Origin of the sequence: Neisseria sp. HMSC065C04 (assembly GCF_001815375.1) — a bacterium.
In the GTDB taxonomy this organism is placed as follows: Bacteria; Pseudomonadota; Gammaproteobacteria; order Burkholderiales; family Neisseriaceae; genus Neisseria; species Neisseria flavescens_D.
In genome coordinates this window covers 309,025-327,187 of sequence record NZ_KV820419.1, presented here as the reverse complement: position 1 = coordinate 327,187, position 18,163 = coordinate 309,025, and the positions used below count along the sequence as shown (strand labels likewise).

Sequence of the window (18,163 nt, the reverse complement as noted above, 5' to 3'; positions counted from 1 at the left end):
TTTTTGGATTCAGCTTTGCTTTTTGGTTTGATTTTATTTCGGCGTTGGCTCCTCAACCTGATAGCTGTCGAAGTCAAAAACTTTAAGCCCGATCCGCTCATTGACGTCAATAAAACTTTGCTGCAACGGCTTGACCTCATTGGTTGCAAACACTTTTGCCACGGTCATCGCGTCGCCAAGACCACCGGCAGACTTAGGCACAATCCCCATCAACGCAGGCGGTACGCGATGAATCGCCATCATATCTTCCGCGCTGACAGCCTTGATATTGAGAAACTCGTCCTTCGCCGCGACCTCCGCGATGGGAATCAGTTTAATGCCGTCAGGATTTCCGCCCGGCGCGCGCAGCAAAACATTTTTAAAATTGCCGTCGCCTTTTGACTGACGGAGCTGCGACTTGACCGCATCCCAGCCCTTCTCGTCGATTTGAGTGTCAGTCGAGTAAAGAATAAAGCCGGCATGTGAACCATTCTTATAATAGCGGACGCGGAATTTTGTAGCCGCCGAATTTAAATCAATCGAATCCATTGCCGCCAAATAATAAGGCACGCCATAGATTTCCTGTTTCAGATTCGGCTGCATGATATGAATCACATCGCTGCCTTTGATTTCTTCATAGTCCAACTGTAAAAAATTATTCCGCAAATAGACAAAGTCTTTTAAATTGGACGCGCGGCGCATGTACAAAGCCAAGCGGCTTTTCATCCCGACCACCTTGCCCAAGCGATTGCGCTGCATCTCAAGATAGCCATTGCCCAAAACCAAATAATTAAAAGCCAGCTTTTCAAATTCCGAGCGGCTCAAAAACTCCGTCGGCTTGAAAGTGACTTTCAAAATATTCAGCTTGGCAAGCAGCGCCGAAGCATGGTGCAGCCCCTTGGTCAGCAGACGCTCGACATCATACAAATTGACAGGCGGATCGTACCACGTCCCATTGTCAACGCAGCCGATAAAGTCGAAAAGACTGTAAACGTCTTGGTAGTCCTCAAAAGAAAAGACATCACAGTCAAACTGACCCTCTTTCAGAATCTCATTACTCATAATAAAACCCTCTCATTAAAAAACATCAACCGAACCACGCGCCGCCGAGCCGTCGAGCGGCTCTTGGTAGAATACCTGCAACGCCGCCCACGCGACATCCGCATGGCTCAACTCTTTCGTCCGACCGCTGACATAAGTCACATTGCGTCCGCTGCCGGTCACAGCCGTGCGGATACTCATAAAAGCCGCCGTGAAATCCTTCCAATCCAGCTCCCACTCAACGCGACGCTCACGCATGAGCGCGTGCATCTTATTAATCATCAGATATTTCTCCTGCATCGAATACTGAACCCCGACAACAGGCGGATAAAATCCCTGCACAATCTGGAAGACTGCCGCGCCCAATCCAGTTTTATCGATGACAACCTTTTGCACGTTGTACCGCTCGAAAGCCTTTTTAATAAAGGCCGCCTGGCTCTGAAAATCATTGCCATGCAACATCTGACGCTCAACAATTCGGAACTTATCGCCAGCAAAGCGAGGCGGCACGACAGCCACAAAAGCCGCCGCATCGCCTGAATCGGCCGGGTCATAGCCCAACCAAACAGGCAAATTTCCAACAGGCCGCGCCGCGAACGGTTTATAAAAATCCGCCCACTCGTCCCACGAATCGACCGCGCAGCGTTGCAATGCCGTGAAGTCAAAGACATTGTCGCCGTCCTCGACAAACTCACACATAAAGAGCTGACGAAATTCCGCCGGCGAGTTTTCAAGCAGGAGCTGCTGGCGGTCAAACAAATTACAGCCTCGACGCTCCGCATCGTCGAGCGTCACAATCTGGCGCCATTGCCCATCTTCGCAGGCGCGACCATCAACCAAAGCAGAATGGCTGACATCTAATTTAATATGCTCCGATTTTTCGCGCCCCTCATTGAACTGCTCCCCATTCCAAAACGAATAAGCCGGATGGGAAACAGCCGACGGCGTGGAAAAATAAGTAATTCGATACTGTCTTTGAGAGGCCATCGGCTTCGCCAGGCGCGTCAATTCCTTGAAATCGGGAATCCAGAAATACTCGTCAACATACAAGTCGCCATGACGGCCTTGAGCCGTGCGCGAATTAGTCCCCAAGAAATACAAGACCGCGCCATTGCCCAAACGAATATCCGCGCCTTTCAACTCAACGCCGACCATCTGCGCCATATCAATCTGATACTGCTTAAACTGAAACGCCTGCGCCTTAGACGCAGACAGAAACACCTTATTTTTTCCAGTCGTCAACGCGTCAACCAATGCCTCACGCGCAAAAAAGAACGTCGCCCCGATCTGACGACTTTTGAGCAGATTGCGGAAACGTACCTTTTGGTCGTACCAAATCCGCTGATACTCAAACATCTGCTCCCTGAAGATTTCCTGCAAGCGCAAGACCTGCTCTGCCGTGAAACTATTCGGCGCAGGCTTCGTTGCCGCGCGCACATTCTCACGCTCCCGACGCTCACGCGGCGGCTTGTCGATAGTCGGCACATCCCAGGGCAGGCCGTCTGAAACCACAGGCGCGGCCGCCTGCTCGACCTCATTTAAATCAGGCTGACGCGCATCGGATTTTTTTCCGCCAGATACCAGCGCAAAAAGCTGCCGCATTTCCTTATAGTCCGCGTCCGATTTCTTCGGCTGCGCAATCAAAACATGCAGCCGCATTTCCGCAGACGCAGCCACGCGCACCGCCGGACTGCCGCCGTCCCAATTATCGCGGCTTTTCCACGAGTAAACCGCCGGAGCCTTAAGACCAAGATGTCGGGCAATCTCCGAAATCCGCCAGCCCTGCCAATAAAGCTCACGCGCCATCAAGCGCGGATCGACATTTGGTTTGATTAACGATTCTTTTGTCATCTCTCAAAAATAAAAAAGTCTGAAAACCAAACAATCAATGATTTTCAGACCGCCTTAAACCCAAACGCCTTTTAAAAAAATCCTCAAAAATCGCAAAGCATAGATAAAGAGCTTAACGCTTGCCAAACTATGCCCATCCACACGCGAGACATCCACCTATGACCTATAAAAAAACCGATTGGCGCGTAATCGGCGTCAGCGGAGAAACCGCAGACGGCCGCACCATTTCAGCCAAAGAGCTGCAAGAAATGGCCGACCAATACGACCCCGAAATCTACGGCGCGCGCATTAATTTAGAACACATGAATTTTCTGTTCCCCGATTTCGCAGGCGGCTATGGCGACGTGATTGAGCTTAAAGCCGAGCCGTGGGCAAAAGACGAAACCAAAACCGCCCTGCTGGCCAAGCTGAATATTACCGAAAGCCTCCAAAAACTTTGGGACAGCGGCCAAAAAATCTACACAAGCATGGAGATTACGCCACGCTTTGCCGATACCAAAAAAGCCTACCTGACAGGCCTCGCCATTACCGACACCCCGGCCAGCCTTGGAACGACCGCAAACTACACCGCCGCCAAGACCAAGGCCGAAGAAAAAATCTTTACCGCCTACCGACAAACCGAAACGCAGGAAACCGCCATGACCAAGCCTCAAGACAACAACCAAGACAGCAACCAAGCCGCTACCACCGACAAACCGATGACCGAAGAACACGCAGAAAGCGTTTTTAGCCGCCTGTTTGCCAAATACTTCGGCAAAAAAGAACCGGAGCAGACCGAAACCACGGCCATCAATCCGGAGCAGCCAAGCGAGCCAAAAGACGGCCAGCAATTCAAGCAAGATGGCTGGAACGGTTTCGGCAAAGCCGCCCAATTAATCGAAAAACTGGACGAAAAAATCGAAGCCCAGCAAACCGAATACAACGCCCTGCGCACCGAGTTTGACAAATTCAAAGCCGACATCGAAGCCAGCCCATACACCGGCCACCGCCAAGAACACAGCGGCAGCCAAACTGCCGACCGCATCGTTTGGTAAGCAAACCGAAATCCACCCATCCCCCCAATACCACAGAAAGCGCATCATGAACCAAACTAAATTAAGTCTCGCCATCGCCGCGATGATTTCCGAAGTTGCCGCCGCCCAAGGCATCAGCAAAGAGCAAGTCAGCAACGGCTACACCATCGCCCCGACCGCCGTGCAGACCATGTACGACGAAATCGCACAAAACACCGAACTGCTGCAAAAAATCAACCTGCGCCCGAAAACTGAAAAAGTCGGCGAAGTCATCGGCCTCTCATCCGGCCTGATCGGCAGCAATACCGACACCACCGGCGCAGGCAAAGAACGCAAACCGAAGCCAATCCACAACTTGAGCGGACGCAAATACTCGCTCGAAAAAACCAACTTCGACGCCGCCCTGCGCTATGACGAAATCGACCAATGGGCGCACCTGACCGATTTCCCGAAACACATCAACAAAAAAATCGCCGAATCCATCGCCCTGTCTTTGGTCACCATCGGCATGAACGGCACCAGCCGCGCCGATGATTCCGACGCCTCCGCCAACCCAATGCTGCAAGACGTTGCCAAAGGCTGGCTGCAAAAAATGCGCGAGGAAAACAAAGCACGCTGCATCGGCACGGCAGGCACATCGGTCACAGCCGTCCCATACGGCCCCGGCGCAACCAATTACAAAAACCTCGATGCCGTCGTCACTGACGCGCTCAACATCATGGACGAACGCTTCGCCGACCGCTCCGACTTTGTTGTCTTGGCCAGCCGCCGTACCGTCGGCGACAAATACCTGCGCATTGTCAACAAATCAGGCGACACCGCCACCGAAATCGAAGCAGGCGGCCGTCTGAACAAAGAGCGCACACTGGGCGGCCTGCCGGTTATGTACGTCCCCAATATGCCGCAGAACACCCTGCTGATTACCCCAGTATCGAATCTGTCGATTTACTACCAAATCAGCGGCGAGCGCCGGTTAATCGTGGACAACCCACGAAAAGACCAGCTTGAAAGCCTGCAATCAAAAAACATCGACTTCATCGTCGAAGAATACGGCGCGGCCGTCTTGATTGAAAACCTGAAATACACCGAATAAAAACAGGGGGCGCAAGCCCCGAAGACAAAAAGAAAGGCCGTCTGAAATGACCCTCATTCGCCAACACTTTGACCAAAGCATTGCCGCTGCCGCCTCGACGGACAGCATCGACATCAACGCCCTGACCGTCTATCAGCGCCTCTACAAAAGCCTCAAAGACGACAAAGCGATTTTAAAAAATATCGATTCCATCCAAGACAAAATCATCGCCAAAGCCGCCATGATTCCCAATTATTCCGACTGGATTCAAGGCGTCATCGATACCGGCCGCGCCGCCGAAGACGACCAAGTGACCCCGACGCTCTTGGTTTGGATGATTGACACAGGCGCGCTCGATGCCGCCATGCCGTTGGCGCAGCTCGCCATCGAGACACAAATGGCCTCGACCGACGAATACAGCCGCACCATGCCCGAAATCATCATCGAGCAAATGGCCGAACAAATCAGCGCAGGAAGCGACATCAGCCTGCCCAACCTGCAAACCCTGATTGACTGGGTCACAGCCAAAGCAGACAACGGCCTGCACATCAACAACATGCCCGACCAAATCCGCGCCAAATTGCTCAAAGCCGCAGGCGAGCGCGCCGAAGAGCAAGGCGAAGACGAACACGCCCTTGCCCTCTACGAGCAAGCCTACGCCTACAACGCGCGCAGCGGCGTCAAAAAACGCATCGACGCCCTGAAAAAACAGCTCGAAAAATAAAAGCTCCCCCGCCGTATGGCAGACGGCGGCCTGTCTGCAAGCCCAATCCCTTCCAGCCTGCGCCGCCGCCCCTGCCATACCCCAATAAAAAAGGCCGTCTGAAATGACCGGATTTAACTTTAATACCGCCGCCCCAGCCAACACACAAACCATCGACAAACAACACATCGACAGCGGCGACTTTTGGCCGGTCATCGACCTGGACGAACTGCGCCGCGACATGCGCATCGACACCACCATCACGCCAGACCGCCTCTTCGACACCGCCATCAACGCTGTCGCCTACGTCAACGACCAGCTCAAAGACATCATCGCCATCGTCCCATTGGCGCAACACATCAGCCAAACCGACCCACGCCGAATCAACGGCGAGCCGCTCGCCAACATCCGCTACCGCCGCGCCGTGTACAGCTACACCAAAGCCCTGCTCCTAGAGATCTACAACGACTACGACAGTACCGGCAAAACAGCCGCGCGCAGCGACGCCAAACAAGAGACCGCCGAAGACTACCGCCGCGAAGGTCATCACGCCATCGCCGAGCTGCTCAAAAAGCCGCGCATCGATTGCGAGCTAATCTAAAGGCCGTCTGAAATGCACACCCAAAACAACACAATCATCACGCGCGACGGCGACACCATTAGCCGCATCGCCTACGAGTATTACGGCAAATCCAGCGGCATGGTTGAGCAAATCCTCGCTGCCAATCCAAAACTAAGCCGCCAAGCCGTGCAACTGCCAGCCGGGCTGACCATCGTCATGCCAAAAATCGAACAAAACCAAACAATCAAAACTATTAATTTATGGGATTAGAAAACGTGAACGAAACCAAAACCACCACCGCCATCAACGCTGCCGTCATCGTCATCGGCAGTTATCACATGGCCGCCTCTGTTGCCTTCGGCGCAGCCGTCGGCGCCAGCCTGTTTATTTTGAGCCAAAACCAACACAGTCCACTGACTAAGGCTTGGCTCTTCGCCGTTTCCTTTTTCAGCGGCATCTTTGGAGGCGAAACCGCCGCAGGGATTTTCAACTGGGTATTAAGCATCATCCGACCCGATGCGCCGCCGCTGAAATTTAACGAATTTTTGGGCGCCGCCCTGTTTTCCGCCCTCGTCGTCGTCATCGTCAACCGCCTGATCGACTTTGTCGGCACAGCCAAGATTAAAAGCCAACCCAACCAAAAGAAAGGAGAGAGCGAATGACCCCAATGCAAGCCGCCGCCATCATCTCCCTGACTGCTGCCGGAGCATGGCGCATCCTGTTTTTCGATACGCGCGGCCGCACCCACAAGCCCCTCATTTGTTTTATTGCCTGGCTCAAATTCGCCTGGATGATCGGGCTGATGATAGCCGTGATTTTCAAACTCTACTCCGTCGCCGTGTGGGGGCTGATTTTCGGATTAGCCCTCCATACCGGAGCATTAATTTGGCACGGCGGCAACGTCAACAGTATTTTGCCGACCTCGACCAAACATCAAACCAACCCATAAGAAAGCCTCACAAATGACTGAAAAACAAACCTACACCCTGGGAAAAACCAGCCTGTCAAAATTAAACGGCGTCCATCCAAACCTCGTTAAAGTCATCCAGCGCGCGATTGAGCTGACCAGCCAAGATTTCAGCGTAAACGAAGGGCTGCGCACACTCGACCGACAAAAGCGACTTGTCGCCGCCGGTGCAAGCCGTACCCTCAACAGCAAACACCTGAAACAAACAGACGGCTACGGCCACGCCTCCGACCTCATTCCGTGGGGCGACTTCGACGGCAACGGCACAAAAGAGATTTCATGGGCATGGGAAAACTTTTACCCCATCGCAGAAGCCATGCGCGCCGCCGCCAAAGAATTAAACATCCGCGTCCGTTGGGGCGGCTGCTGGGAAACCCTCAACGACACCACCAAGCCGACAACCCAACTTGTCGCCGACTACGTCGCCGAACGCCGCGCCGCCGGTAAACGCGCGTTTATCGATGGCCCACATTTCGAGCTTTCCTAAAGGACGCGCTATGAAAACCGTTATTTCATTCTGCATCGCCCTATTCCTTGCCTGCGCCCTATTGATGAACGGCCTGCTCAAAGCCAACCGCACCATCAAAGCAAAAGAACAGGAAATCAAAACGCAGGCCGAGACCATCAAGAAAAAAGAAGCCGCCATGAATCTCTACCACCAGCGCAGCCGCACCCTGCAAGAGCAGCTCGACCGACTGACCGCCGAAGCCGCCGGACACAATGAGCAGATTCAGACGGCCATCCAAAAAAATCACGATTGGGCAAATCAAGCAGTCCCCGAAGACCTAGCCAAATCCATCAAATAAAAAAGGGCGTGTTCAACACGCCCTATCTTAGAAAGCGCAGCCATGAAAACGATCCTCCCCATCTTACTCGCCGCCGCCCTGACCGCATGTGCCGCTAAAGAACCGCTGACCATCCAAGCCGCCGACACCTGCCCACCCGTGCCGAAATGCACCGTCAATCCGCCGGCCGAAATAAAAACCAATGCCGACTTGGTTTATACCATTTCCGCCTACAAGACCGCCTTTAATCAATGCCGCCTCTACCGCGACACCCTCGCCGCCTGCCTTAACCCCGACGCGGAGGCCGAGAAATGACCGACTACATCGACCGCGCCTGCGCGTTGGAAGAAATGCAACGCGCCCACGCCCTCGCACGCCAGGCCGACCGCGCCGAGCAAAACTACCCATCCGCATTTGAGTGCGAAGAATGCGGCGAACCCATCCCCGAAGCGCGCCGCCAAGCCGTCCCCGGCTGCCGCCTCTGTATCGACTGCCAACGCGAACAGGAAAAATATGGAAAAACCAGCTTTACTGCGCGCTGAAATCCAAAAGCACCTGCCGGAGCTGCGCCAAAATCCCGACAAGCTGACGATGTTTGTAACAAACGGCCAAATCGTCGCCTCAAAAGGCACATTAAGCCATGAGACAAAATACCGGTTGAGCGTCATGATTACCGACTTTACCGGAAACATCGACGTCTTGAACGCCGTCGTCATCGCCTGGCTGCAAGAAGAAAACCCCCAAATCATCGGCCCAGGCGCAACCACGCCGACAGATTACAGTTTCGAGGTTGAGCTTTTGAGCAACGACACCTGCGACATTTTGATTGAGTTAAACCTGACCGAGCGCACCACCGTGCTGACCGACGACCAAGGCAACATCGTCATCGGCCATCCGCGCAACGCCAACCATTCAGACCTGATGACCGCGCTGGGCATCGGAACAGACCGAAAATGACCGCCGACGCCTTAAATCTCTACATCAAGAACATCGACGAATACATTGCCAAACTCTCCCCTGCAGAGCTGCGCCGCCTGAAAAGCGACATTGGCAAAGTCGTCCTCAAAGCCAACCGCCATCGCATCCGCGCCAACGTCGAGCCTGAAGGCAACGCCATGACGCCACGCGCCGGACACGGCGAAGAAGGGCGAAAGCTCAAAGACGGCGAGCGGCTCAAAGTCGGCCAGCGTTTTATCTATCTCTCCGGCAAACACGCCGGACGAATCCGACAATTTAAAAACATCAAGACCGCCGCATCTGCCGCCAAGAAATCGCGCGCAAATACGGCGGCCTACGATCCGCAATACGAGTGGGGCTACGAATTGGAAACACGCGGCGTGTCAAAATTCAACCGCGACTACATCCGCGTCTTAGACGGCAAGCCCACCAAAGAGCGGCTGAAAACGCGCATGTTCACCAAAATCCACCGCGCAAAATACCTGCGCTCACAAATCGACAGCATGGGCGTCGCCATCAAATTCGTCAGCGGCCTGACCGCCTACATCGCCGCCGCACACCAATACGGCGACGACGGCCGTCCAGAGCGTCATCTCTTAGGTTTCAGCGATGACGACCTCGAAATCATCGAGAATCTAGTCATCAGCCACATAGCAGCCCACGAATAAAAAGGCCGTCTGAACCCGTTGTCAGACGGCCTCTCTTTTAAAAAAATCCATCAAAACCGCCAAAAATAGAAAATCCGCGTTTCCGTTGCCAAACTATGCCCATTCCCCCGCACGCGAGACAAACCAAATGACTGCCGAACTAAACCGCAAAATCGCCAACATCATCAAGCAGGGCGTGATTGCCGAATCAGACCCTGCGCGCGCATTGGTACGCGTGCAACATGGCGAGCTGACGAGCGACTGGCTGCCCTATTTCGTCCCATTCGCAGGCGGCGTATCCGTACACCGCCCCCCGAGCGTCGGCGAAAACTGCATCATCTTGTCGCCAAGCGGCGAGACCGCCAACGGCCTAGTTTTGTGCGGCATGGCCTCGGCCTCATTCCCAAGCCCTGCCCAATCGGCTGACGAGACCGTCGTCAAATTCCCCGACGGCGCAATCATTAATTACAACCACGGCGCAGGACAAATGACATTAAAAGCCGTCGCCAAGCTGACCATCGACGCGCCAGACACCCTAATCACTGGCAACGTCGTCATCCAAAAAATGACAACAAGCAACGGCCTGCTGACCTACACGTCAGGCATGAGCGGCAGCGGCGGCGAAGGCGAAGGCGGCGGAACAACCATTAAGGGCGCAATCAACCACGAAGGCACGCTGACCAACTCCGGCAAAATCGAATCCAACGGCATCGTCCTCGATACCCACATTCACACCGGCGACAGCGGCGGCAAGACAGGCAAACCCGAATGACCAACAGCGAAACAGGCCGTCAGATCGGCCTCTACGACCACATCCGCCAGTCAATAAAAAACATTCTGTTCACGCGCATCGGCACGCGCCTGATGCGCGAAGAATATGGCAGCCTGTTGCCCGAATTATTAGACCAACCGATTACCCCCGCCCTGCTCTTGCAATGCCAAGCGGCCGCCATCGCCGCCCTCGCAAAGTGGGAGCCGCGCATTGAAATTCAGGCGGCCACCGTATCGGCAGCCGCCGCCAACGACGCAAAAGTCATCATCAACATCGAAGCCGTCAACATCTCGACCGGCACACTTGAGACATACAGCATTAGAAAGTAAAAAAAATGCCGCAAATTGCCGACCTATCGAAAATCCCTGCCCCCGACGTCATCGAAGAGATTGACTTCGAGAAAATCCTTGCCGCGCGCAAGGAGCGTTTCATCGCAGAATACCAAACGGCGGCCGAGCGCGACTATTGGCGCAAAGTCTTGGAGCTGGAATCCGAGCCGGTTGTCAAATTGCTGGAAGAGTGCGCCTATTCCGAAATGCTCATGCGCCAAGATTTCAACGAGCGCGCCAAAGGGCTGATGCTGGCATATGCAACAGGCAGCGACTTGGACCAGCTCGCCGCCAATGTCGATATTCAGCGCCTCGTTATTACCGAGGCCGACTACACCGTCGAGCCGCCCATTCAGCAGGTTTTAGAATCCGACGAATCCCTGCGCCGCCGCGTGCAAGGCGCGTTTGAAACCCTGACCACGGCAGGCAGCGAAGAATCTTATTACCAACACGCCAAATCCGCGCACGGCCAAGTCGCCGACATCGCCGTCATCAGCCCGAGCGGCGCGGTTGTCGATATTGTAGTCCTCTCCAATCAAGCAGGCGGCGTGCCGTCTGAAGCCGTCATCAAAGCCGTGACCGAGGCCGTCAATGCTAAATACCGCCGCCCGACCGCCGACCGCGTGACCGTCAAAGCCGCGCAAATCATCGAGTATCAAATCAACGCCCAAATCATCGTCTATCCCACTCCCGACTATGAGCCGATTTTTGAAAACGCGCGCACGCGTATGCGCGAAGCCGTCGCCGAAAATTTCAAGCTGGGCCGAGACGTTGACCTCTCCATGATTTACGCTGCCCTGCGCGTCGAAGGCGTGCAGAGCGTCGTCATCAGCCAGCCGGCCGCCGCCCTGCCGGTCACACAATATCAGGCGGCCTTGTGTACGCAAATAAATATCAACTACGGCGGCCAAAATGAATAAATACCAAACCGCCCAGCCATCAACGCGGACGGCTTTTGAGAAGAAATTCGGCGAAGCCGAAATCTACCCCGTCCCCTACGCCGTCGTCTCCGACCTATGGAACCCCGACCGAATCCCTGCGCATCTGCTGCCGTATCTCGCCTGGGCGCTGTCGGTTGACTACTGGAATGACACATGGGACGAGCAGCGCAAACGCGACGTCATCAAATCAGCCTACCGCACCCATAAATTTAAAGGCACGAACGGCGCAATCGAAGAAGCCCTAAAGCCCTTCGGCGTGACCGCAAAAATAACAGAATGGTTTCAGACCAAGCCCATCGGCTCGCCTGCCAGTTTCGGCTTAACCCTGATGGCAGAAGAAGCCATCAGCCAAGCCGACTATCAGGAAATGCTGCGTATCGTCCAAAAGGTCAAGCCGGTAAGCCGTCATTTAAGCGGCTTGACAGTCGGCGTTATGACCTACGGAAAACTCAAAGCCAGCGGCATTACCATCAGCGGCCAGCGCACGACAATTTACCCATACATTAAGCCGCAAATTAATTTAAAACCGGCAGGCCGCGCCGCAGCCGCATTACAACAAATCGACGTCATCACAATTAATCCAAAGGTTTAAACCATGAGCCAACAATACTACACACTAGTCACAAACATCGGCGCCGCGCGCATCGCCAAAGCGACCGCGCTGGGTACAGTCGTTAATTTAAGCCAAATGGCAGTCGGCGACGGCGGCGGCCAACCCATCACGCCGTCAGCCACCGCCACCGCCCTGACGCGCGAAGTGTACCGCGCCAGCCTCAATATGTTGGAGGTTGACGAAAATAACCAAAAGCAAGTCATCGCCGAGCTGCTCATCCCAGAAGAAGAAGGCGATTTTACAATCCGCGAAGTCGGCCTCTTTGACAACAACAACAACCTGATCGCCATCGGCAGCATCGCCGACAGCTACAAGCCGCGCCTCTCCAGCGGCACGGCAAGCCAGCAAATCATCCGAATGGTCATCCAAATCGACAACACCGACGCCGTCGGCCTCAAGGTTGACCCGGCTGTCGTTTTGGCGACGCGTGAATTTGTGGAGCAAACAGTAAATAAAAAATTCGGCAACGTCGCCTACCGCGTCCCCAGCATCGCCGCCCTGCGCGAATTTAATAAGCCCGGCGCATCCGTCGTCATCGTCGAAAACTATCATGACGGCATCAACGGCGGCGGCGGCGTGTTTGTCAAATCTGACAACCAAGCATTAGCCGACAACGCCGCCACAGTCATCGTCGGCGAATCCGGCGCACGCTGGCTGCGCCAATACACCGCCTTGAGTATTCGCGATTTTGGCTATGCAGAATCAAAAAACAACGCCGCCGAAACTATCGAAGCAGCCGAGCGCGCCGCTTTGGGCGTGTTTGTTGATTGCTTAGGCTTAAAAATCGACACAAATAAAAAATATCAAACAAAAAACAAATACGGCAACGGCCAATTTACCGTCAACGGCGCTACCGTTGATATGCCATACCAACCAATCCGCAGCGGCATCGGGCGATTTATTAGCGGCACAGGCGCGGCAGCGAATCTCAAATCCAACGAATGGACAGGCGCAGGAATCATCGTCATCGGCGAGGGCGCTATGGCAAAAACCGAGAAATGCGTTTCCGGCATCGCCATCGGCGACCGCGCGCAGGGCTTTTCACGCATCAGCCGCGACAACATCGCCATCGGCGCAGACAGCCTAATCAACGTACAGGCCGAGACGGAATGGTACGACCAGTCAAAAATGGCAGGCACGCGAAACATCGGCATCGGCGGCAATGCCGGCCGAGGAATCACAAGCGGTTTTGCCAATGTTTCCATCGGCCGCAACGCCGGGCAAGGCTTGGGCGAGGGATCATCAAATATTGCACTTGGCGCAGGCGCGCTGGCAGGGACGGCCCCAGTCGGTTTGACTGGCGACATCGAAGTTTTCTGGCCGTCTCCAACATCGAAAACAATCGCAATCGGCGAGGCCGTCTTGCAAACATATCAAGGCCGCGCCGCTCAAACCGCAATCGGCGGCAACGCGGCAAGAAATATGAAAACCGCCGAGAAAGTGACAGTCATCGGCGCGAACGCAATGGAAAGCCTCGAACAAAACCGCGCCCCAAACGGCGGAAATGTTGTCTGGACAGGCACAGAAACAGGCAGTTACACACAATCGGCGGATACTATTACCTTGACATTTAATAATATTCGTGGGGCTAAGGTTAACTATTGGGTAGGCATTCGCCTGACATCAGGAGCGGCGCAAACCTTACAAAACGACGTTATACCCGTGAAAGTAGTATCGGTTGGCGGCAATACTCTGACAATTCGCAGCTCAAAAGAGCTGACTGCCTCCGGCTCTGCCGAGCTGAAGTTCGTTTTTTCTGATACCTCATCAGCAACCCTAAACGAAGAGCTGACAGTCATCGGCACGAACGCCATGAATAAGGCAGTCACCGCAGGTTATTCGACCATCATCGGCGCAGATGCTGCGTTATCGGGAGAAAATTATCAAAAATCAACCGCCATTGGGGCATCATCATTGCGGACTGGTGGTCATATATCAACGACCGCCATCGGGTATTGGACGATGCCGACAGCGAGTAGTGAGAAATGCGTTGCCATCGGCGATAGTGCCGGATATCGAAATGTTCAAGGCGATATTTTAAAAAACAAAATCACAAACTCCATCGCTATCGGCTACGGCGCGCGAATCAACGGCGACAATGAAATCCAAATCGGCACAACCGGGCAAACCCTATACGCCCCGACCACTGTCAACATACGCTCTGACGGCCGCGACAAAACAGACATCAAACCGCTTTCAGACGGCCTGAAATTTGTCATGAAATTGAAGCCGGTAACAGGCTACTACGACCGCCGTGATGCCTACGTTGACGAGCTTTTCAACGACCTGCCAGAAGAAGAGCGCGCCGCCAAAGTGCGCGCATGGTGGAAAAACCCAACCAAAGACGGACGACACAAAGAAGACCGTCAGCAGCATTGGTTTATTGCCCAGGACATCGCCGAGCTGGAGCAAGAATACGGCCGCCTGCCGATGGTCAATATTAAGAACGACACCTACACCATCGAATATGAGACCTTTATCCCGGTTTTGACAAAAGCCATCCAAGAGCTGGCCGAGAAAGTTGAAAAATTGGAAAACGAAAACAAGGAATTAAAAAATGACACGATGCGTAATTGATTCAGACGGACTTTTTGTGGAAGAGCAATATTTTGACGACGGCCGTCAAAGTATCGAAGCCGAAGTGCCGACACTACAAGAAAACCAAGCGGCAAGATGGACGGGCGAGAGCTGGGAAGTCCTCCCAGATTATCGCGGCGCGGTTGTCTTTAGCAAAGACGGCGAGAAAGTATGGAAAGAAATCGGCAGTCTGCCTGACGGCGTCAGCCTGACCCCATTGGAAACGGCAAATCTGGCAGATTTAAAAGATGCCATGCTGACAAACCTCAATGCCGCCGCCCAAAACTTTGTTGACGCCCACTCCGGCGCGAGCCAAGTTCCCGATTTCGAGCTGGCTACATGGCCGCTCCAGTCAACCGAGGCGCAGGCGTGGGCGGCCGATAAATCAGCCACTACCCCAATCCTAGACGGCATTGCCGCCGCGCGCGGCTTGGACAAAGACAAGCTCAAGGCCGCCGCTCTAAAAAAATCTCTGGCATATTCTGCCATGTCTGCCATCGTTGCCGGTCAACGCCAAGCGATCCAAGACCAAATCGAGGCTGCCAAAACCAAATCAGCCTTAGACAAAATCAAAATCGAGTTTAAGCTGCCGGAGGCCGTCTGAATGAGTAAAATTTATTTGGCATTGTACAAAGGCCGCAAACAAATCAAATCGCCCAAAGACATCATCTACCGCTTGACTGATTGGGCCATCCGCAAAGCGACGCGCGGCGAATATTCGCACTGCGAAATCGCCGTCCGACTGCCTGACGGTCAGTTTGACTGCTACACCTCGTCCCATCGGGACGGCGGCGTCCGCTGCAAGCGCATGGAGCTACCGTCTGACAAGTGGGATTTGATTGAACTGCCCAAGCCCAATCTGACCTACGGCCGCACGATGAAACTATGGCGCGAAACCAAAGGCAAGAAATATGACCTGTCAGGCGTTTTGGCCGTCAAGTCGGTTTTCCGCCGCCTGAAATTCCGCCAAGCGCCGGACAAATGGTTTTGCTCCGAATGGTGCGCGGCCGTCATCGGCTTTGGCGAGCCGTCCAAATATTCGCCGTCAGACCTTGCCGCCGCCATGAAGCAGGAACAATTTTAAAAAATCCCCAAAAAATCCAAAGCGCTCGCCACACGCGTGGGATTAATTTTTAATAGTGTATCAATCGACTAACCCATCAAAAAGGAAGCCCCAATGGCAGAAGCAAACCGCCATCATGGCATCACAGCCAACGAATACACCGAAGGCGTGCGCAGTATCAGCGACATCTCGACAGCCATCATCGGCATGGTTTGTACCGCCGAAGATGCAGACGCAAAGGTATTTCCGCTCAATACGCCGATTTTTGCGACATCAGCCTACGACCTGCTGGCAAAAGCAGGCACAAAAGGCACGCTCGCCAAATCCCTCGACGCGATTGTTGACCAAGCCGACGCGCAAGTCGTCATCGTGCGCGTTGCCGAAAGCAAAAATACTGAAGAACAAAAAGCCAACGTCATCGGCACAGCCGAGGGCGGCAACTACACCGGCCTCAAAGCCCTGCGCCGCGCCAAAGCAGTGACAGGCTATACCCCGAAAATCTTGGGCTGCCCCGAGCTTGACAGCCAAGACGTCTTGACCGAATTGGTTGGAGTTGCCCAAGCGACGCGCGCCTTTGCCTACGGCAGCGCAGGCGGCAATCCCGACATCACGGAAGTGGGCAATTACCGCAAAAACTTCGGCCAGCGTGAGCTGATGTTGATTGACAACGAATTTATGGCGTTCGACCAGACCACCAAGAAAACCGAAACCGCCGCAACGATTGCGCGCGTCTTGGGCGCGCGTGCCAAACTCGACAAAAATGTCGGCTGGCACAAATCAATCTCCAATACCGAAATCAACGGCGTCTCCGGCCTCAAATTCGCGCGCAGCTTCGACCTTTTGGACAAAAACTGCGACGCCAACACCCTAAACAACAAAGACGTCACCACCCTGATACGCGAAGACGGCTTCCGTGTTTGGGGCAACCGCACCTGCACAAACGACAGCATGATGGCTTTTGAAGTTGCCACGCGTACCGCTCAAATCATCCAAGAGACCATCGCTTCTGCCTTCATGTGGGCGCTCGACAAGCCGATGCACCCAAGCCTGATGGAAGACATCATCATGGCCATCAACGCCAAATTGGCGCAGTACGTTAACAAAGGCTACATCTTGGGCGCGCGCGTGTTTATCGACAAAACCCTCAACACCTCCGAAACCGTACAAGCCGGTCAATTCACGATTAGTTACGAGTTCACATGGGTGCCGCCATTGGAAAACATGGTTTTCAACCAACACGTCACTGACACCTTCTTTGTTAATTTGGTTGACAAGGTCATCACATTCGCGAACACACTGAAACCGACCACCGTCTAGGCCGTCTGAAAGGAAACCCACCCCATGAAAATGCCAAAAGTCCTCAAAGGCTTTAACTTATTCGTCGATGGCGAGAACCAATACGGCGTCGTCGTCGATATTACGCGTCCCAAAATCAGCCGCCAAACCGAAACCTACACGCCGGGCGGCGCGATGACCGAGATGACCGTCGTCCACGGCTTTGAAAAGCTGACGATGGAAATCACATCCAAAGGCTACGACGCCGATATGCTCAAATCTATGTCAAGCAGCATTGACGGCAAGCTGCTGCGCTATCAAGGCGCGCTGCAAGAAGAAGACGGCACCGGATACCAAGTCCTCAAAGGCGAAGCGCGCGGCCGCATTACCGAAGCCGACCCCGGCAGCGACAAACAAGGCGAAGGCGGCGAGCATAAATTTACCGTCGAGCTTGTCTATTGGAAAGAAAGCGTGGACGGCAGCCCCATCGTCGAAATTGACGTCATCGGCAATAAAGCCGCTTTCGGCGGCCAAGACGAACGCGCAGGACTGCGCGCCGCTTTGGGCTTGTGATGAAAACCAAGAATTTGGCCATCTACCAGGGCGACACCTATTTATTCAAAGTCGCCCTGACCAACGAAGCAGGCGAGCCGTTGCAAACCGACGGCCTGTCTTTTGCGCTGGCCGTCAAATTTCCAGACGGCGCAACCATCACGCCCGAGCTGACCGTTGACGGCAACATCGTCAGCCTGCTGTTTCCCTCCGCCCTGACCGCCGCCATCACGCACACAACCGCCGAATACGACCTACGCGCCATCAGCGGCCAGTACGTCAAAACCTATTTGCGCGGACAACTGCACATCACGCCGAGCATCACGCCCGTGACCGCTGGCGAAGGCGGCGAAATCCACGAAGAGGCCGTCAGCGTTGCCGTTTCCGAAGCCGCCATCATCCGCACGGCTGGCAACCAAAGCCAGACGGCCTACGACGACAGCGACATCAAGCAACGGCTGACT

The 18,163-nt window shown here is 54.2% G+C and carries 24 protein-coding genes and 1 pseudogene; 23 read left to right on the top strand and 2 right to left on the bottom strand.

Annotated elements, in window-relative coordinates; genetic code table 11:
• Positions 1-33 precede the first annotated feature (33 nt).
• Both HMPREF3022_RS08455 and HMPREF3022_RS08450 read right to left on the bottom strand, forming a co-directional pair.
• On the bottom strand, positions 34-1,041 hold the full coding sequence (locus tag HMPREF3022_RS08455) for a phage portal protein (RefSeq protein ID WP_070765467.1): 1,008 nt from the start codon (positions 1,039-1,041) through the stop codon (positions 34-36).
• A gap of 15 nt (positions 1,042-1,056) precedes the next feature.
• On the bottom strand, positions 1,057-2,871 hold the full coding sequence (locus HMPREF3022_RS08450) for a terminase large subunit domain-containing protein (protein ID WP_070765466.1): 1,815 nt from the start codon (positions 2,869-2,871) through the stop codon (positions 1,057-1,059).
• Positions 2,872-3,029: 158 nt separating this feature from the next.
• Here HMPREF3022_RS08450 and HMPREF3022_RS08445 point away from each other — a divergent pair, with 158 nt between their 5' ends.
• The 23 genes and pseudogenes from HMPREF3022_RS08445 to HMPREF3022_RS11770 form a co-directional block, all read left to right on the top strand.
• Positions 3,030-3,905: a GPO family capsid scaffolding protein gene (locus HMPREF3022_RS08445; protein WP_070765465.1), complete on the top strand. Its 876-nt coding sequence runs from the start codon at positions 3,030-3,032 to the stop codon at positions 3,903-3,905.
• A 46-nt stretch (positions 3,906-3,951) separates the two neighbouring features.
• Positions 3,952-4,977 (top strand): P2 family phage major capsid protein, encoded by a 1,026-nt coding sequence (locus HMPREF3022_RS08440; protein WP_070765464.1) that lies wholly within the window; start codon positions 3,952-3,954, stop codon positions 4,975-4,977.
• Between the two features lie 46 nt (positions 4,978-5,023).
• Positions 5,024-5,680 (top strand): phage terminase small subunit, encoded by a 657-nt coding sequence (gpM, locus tag HMPREF3022_RS08435; protein WP_070765463.1) that lies wholly within the window; start codon positions 5,024-5,026, stop codon positions 5,678-5,680.
• A 103-nt stretch (positions 5,681-5,783) separates the two neighbouring features.
• Positions 5,784-6,260: a head completion/stabilization protein gene (locus HMPREF3022_RS08430; protein ID WP_070765462.1), complete on the top strand. Its 477-nt coding sequence runs from the start codon at positions 5,784-5,786 to the stop codon at positions 6,258-6,260.
• A 12-nt stretch (positions 6,261-6,272) separates the two neighbouring features.
• Positions 6,273-6,491, top strand: coding sequence for a tail protein X (locus HMPREF3022_RS08425; RefSeq protein WP_070765461.1), 219 nt, complete (start codon positions 6,273-6,275; stop codon positions 6,489-6,491).
• Positions 6,492-6,496: 5 nt separating this feature from the next.
• The gene (locus HMPREF3022_RS08420) at positions 6,497-6,883 is read left to right on the top strand and encodes a putative holin (protein ID WP_283119067.1); all 387 of its coding nucleotides are present in this window, start codon (positions 6,497-6,499) and stop codon (positions 6,881-6,883) included.
• Positions 6,880-7,170 (top strand): phage holin family protein, encoded by a 291-nt coding sequence (locus HMPREF3022_RS08415; RefSeq protein WP_070765459.1) that lies wholly within the window; start codon positions 6,880-6,882, stop codon positions 7,168-7,170. Before HMPREF3022_RS08420 ends, HMPREF3022_RS08415 begins: the two co-directional genes overlap by 4 nt.
• Before the next feature lie 13 nt (positions 7,171-7,183).
• Positions 7,184-7,675 carry a M15 family metallopeptidase gene (locus HMPREF3022_RS08410; protein WP_070765458.1) on the top strand — a complete coding sequence of 164 codons (492 nt, stop codon included), beginning with the start codon at positions 7,184-7,186 and terminating at the stop codon, positions 7,673-7,675.
• Positions 7,676-7,685: 10 nt separating this feature from the next.
• Positions 7,686-7,994: a hypothetical protein gene (locus HMPREF3022_RS08405; protein ID WP_070765457.1), complete on the top strand. Its 309-nt coding sequence runs from the start codon at positions 7,686-7,688 to the stop codon at positions 7,992-7,994.
• 42 nt (positions 7,995-8,036) lie between these two features.
• The gene (gene lysC / locus HMPREF3022_RS08400; RefSeq protein ID WP_070765456.1) at positions 8,037-8,288 is read left to right on the top strand and encodes an Rz1-like lysis system protein LysC; all 252 of its coding nucleotides are present in this window, start codon (positions 8,037-8,039) and stop codon (positions 8,286-8,288) included.
• Complete coding sequence (locus HMPREF3022_RS08395; protein ID WP_070765455.1) at positions 8,285-8,515, top strand: TraR/DksA C4-type zinc finger protein; 231 nt, start codon at positions 8,285-8,287, stop codon at positions 8,513-8,515. The genes lysC and HMPREF3022_RS08395 overlap by 4 nt, the downstream gene beginning before the upstream one ends.
• Complete coding sequence (locus HMPREF3022_RS08390; protein WP_070765454.1) at positions 8,487-8,930, top strand: phage tail protein; 444 nt, start codon at positions 8,487-8,489, stop codon at positions 8,928-8,930. The genes HMPREF3022_RS08395 and HMPREF3022_RS08390 overlap by 29 nt, the downstream gene beginning before the upstream one ends.
• Complete coding sequence (locus tag HMPREF3022_RS08385; RefSeq protein ID WP_070765453.1) at positions 8,927-9,598, top strand: phage virion morphogenesis family protein; 672 nt, start codon at positions 8,927-8,929, stop codon at positions 9,596-9,598. The genes HMPREF3022_RS08390 and HMPREF3022_RS08385 overlap by 4 nt, the downstream gene beginning before the upstream one ends.
• Before the next feature lie 127 nt (positions 9,599-9,725).
• Positions 9,726-10,349: a phage baseplate assembly protein V gene (locus HMPREF3022_RS08380; RefSeq protein WP_070765452.1), complete on the top strand. Its 624-nt coding sequence runs from the start codon at positions 9,726-9,728 to the stop codon at positions 10,347-10,349.
• A complete protein-coding gene (locus HMPREF3022_RS08375; RefSeq protein ID WP_070765451.1) occupies positions 10,346-10,678 on the top strand; it encodes a GPW/gp25 family protein in 333 nt (110 codons plus the stop codon). Before HMPREF3022_RS08380 ends, HMPREF3022_RS08375 begins: the two co-directional genes overlap by 4 nt.
• A 5-nt stretch (positions 10,679-10,683) precedes the next feature.
• The gene (locus tag HMPREF3022_RS08370) at positions 10,684-11,598 is read left to right on the top strand and encodes a baseplate assembly protein (RefSeq protein WP_070765450.1); all 915 of its coding nucleotides are present in this window, start codon (positions 10,684-10,686) and stop codon (positions 11,596-11,598) included.
• Positions 11,591-12,211, top strand: coding sequence for a phage tail protein I (locus tag HMPREF3022_RS08365; protein ID WP_070765449.1), 621 nt, complete (start codon positions 11,591-11,593; stop codon positions 12,209-12,211). The genes HMPREF3022_RS08370 and HMPREF3022_RS08365 overlap by 8 nt, the downstream gene beginning before the upstream one ends.
• Before the next feature lie 3 nt (positions 12,212-12,214).
• The gene (locus HMPREF3022_RS11920) at positions 12,215-14,809 is read left to right on the top strand and encodes a phage tail-collar fiber domain-containing protein (RefSeq protein WP_083315836.1); all 2,595 of its coding nucleotides are present in this window, start codon (positions 12,215-12,217) and stop codon (positions 14,807-14,809) included.
• Complete coding sequence (locus HMPREF3022_RS08350; protein WP_070765448.1) at positions 14,790-15,413, top strand: hypothetical protein; 624 nt, start codon at positions 14,790-14,792, stop codon at positions 15,411-15,413. The genes HMPREF3022_RS11920 and HMPREF3022_RS08350 overlap by 20 nt, the downstream gene beginning before the upstream one ends.
• Entirely contained in the window at positions 15,414-15,893 is a 480-nt protein-coding gene (locus HMPREF3022_RS08345) for a hypothetical protein (protein WP_070765447.1), read from the top strand. It begins immediately after the preceding gene.
• Between the two features lie 93 nt (positions 15,894-15,986).
• A complete protein-coding gene (locus HMPREF3022_RS08340) occupies positions 15,987-17,189 on the top strand; it encodes a phage tail sheath subtilisin-like domain-containing protein (protein WP_070765446.1) in 1,203 nt (400 codons plus the stop codon).
• A 24-nt stretch (positions 17,190-17,213) separates the two neighbouring features.
• The gene (locus HMPREF3022_RS08335) at positions 17,214-17,720 is read left to right on the top strand and encodes a phage major tail tube protein (RefSeq protein WP_070765445.1); all 507 of its coding nucleotides are present in this window, start codon (positions 17,214-17,216) and stop codon (positions 17,718-17,720) included.
• Positions 17,720-18,163, top strand: a pseudogene (locus HMPREF3022_RS11770) (hypothetical protein); the annotation flags it as partial. The gene HMPREF3022_RS08335 and the pseudogene HMPREF3022_RS11770, both read left to right, overlap by 1 nt.

Bases quoted from the DNA above. Each gene is read 5' to 3' on its own strand.
- HMPREF3022_RS08425 (WP_070765461.1), top strand. From the start codon at position 6,273: ATGCACACCCAAAACAACACAATCATCACGCGCGACGGCGACACCATT.
- HMPREF3022_RS08390 (WP_070765454.1), top strand. From the start codon at position 8,487: ATGGAAAAACCAGCTTTACTGCGCGCTGAAATCCAAAAGCACCTGCCG.
- HMPREF3022_RS08405 (WP_070765457.1), top strand. From the start codon at position 7,686: ATGAAAACCGTTATTTCATTCTGCATCGCCCTATTCCTTGCCTGCGCC.
- HMPREF3022_RS08380 (WP_070765452.1), top strand. From the start codon at position 9,726: ATGACTGCCGAACTAAACCGCAAAATCGCCAACATCATCAAGCAGGGC.
- HMPREF3022_RS08455 (WP_070765467.1), bottom strand. From the start codon at position 1,041: ATGAGTAATGAGATTCTGAAAGAGGGTCAGTTTGACTGTGATGTCTTT.
- HMPREF3022_RS08415 (WP_070765459.1), top strand. From the start codon at position 6,880: ATGACCCCAATGCAAGCCGCCGCCATCATCTCCCTGACTGCTGCCGGA.
- HMPREF3022_RS08350 (WP_070765448.1), top strand. From the start codon at position 14,790: ATGACACGATGCGTAATTGATTCAGACGGACTTTTTGTGGAAGAGCAA.
- gpM (WP_070765463.1), top strand. From the start codon at position 5,024: ATGACCCTCATTCGCCAACACTTTGACCAAAGCATTGCCGCTGCCGCC.
- HMPREF3022_RS08335 (WP_070765445.1), top strand. From the start codon at position 17,214: ATGAAAATGCCAAAAGTCCTCAAAGGCTTTAACTTATTCGTCGATGGC.
- HMPREF3022_RS08450 (WP_070765466.1), bottom strand. From the start codon at position 2,871: ATGACAAAAGAATCGTTAATCAAACCAAATGTCGATCCGCGCTTGATG.
- HMPREF3022_RS08365 (WP_070765449.1), top strand. From the start codon at position 11,591: ATGAATAAATACCAAACCGCCCAGCCATCAACGCGGACGGCTTTTGAG.
- HMPREF3022_RS08370 (WP_070765450.1), top strand. From the start codon at position 10,684: ATGCCGCAAATTGCCGACCTATCGAAAATCCCTGCCCCCGACGTCATC.
- lysC (WP_070765456.1), top strand. From the start codon at position 8,037: ATGAAAACGATCCTCCCCATCTTACTCGCCGCCGCCCTGACCGCATGT.
- HMPREF3022_RS11920 (WP_083315836.1), top strand. From the start codon at position 12,215: ATGAGCCAACAATACTACACACTAGTCACAAACATCGGCGCCGCGCGC.
- HMPREF3022_RS08340 (WP_070765446.1), top strand. From the start codon at position 15,987: ATGGCAGAAGCAAACCGCCATCATGGCATCACAGCCAACGAATACACC.
- HMPREF3022_RS08345 (WP_070765447.1), top strand. From the start codon at position 15,414: ATGAGTAAAATTTATTTGGCATTGTACAAAGGCCGCAAACAAATCAAA.
- HMPREF3022_RS08440 (WP_070765464.1), top strand. From the start codon at position 3,952: ATGAACCAAACTAAATTAAGTCTCGCCATCGCCGCGATGATTTCCGAA.
- HMPREF3022_RS08430 (WP_070765462.1), top strand. From the start codon at position 5,784: ATGACCGGATTTAACTTTAATACCGCCGCCCCAGCCAACACACAAACC.
- HMPREF3022_RS08385 (WP_070765453.1), top strand. From the start codon at position 8,927: ATGACCGCCGACGCCTTAAATCTCTACATCAAGAACATCGACGAATAC.
- HMPREF3022_RS08445 (WP_070765465.1), top strand. From the start codon at position 3,030: ATGACCTATAAAAAAACCGATTGGCGCGTAATCGGCGTCAGCGGAGAA.
- HMPREF3022_RS08395 (WP_070765455.1), top strand. From the start codon at position 8,285: ATGACCGACTACATCGACCGCGCCTGCGCGTTGGAAGAAATGCAACGC.
- HMPREF3022_RS08410 (WP_070765458.1), top strand. From the start codon at position 7,184: ATGACTGAAAAACAAACCTACACCCTGGGAAAAACCAGCCTGTCAAAA.
- HMPREF3022_RS08375 (WP_070765451.1), top strand. From the start codon at position 10,346: ATGACCAACAGCGAAACAGGCCGTCAGATCGGCCTCTACGACCACATC.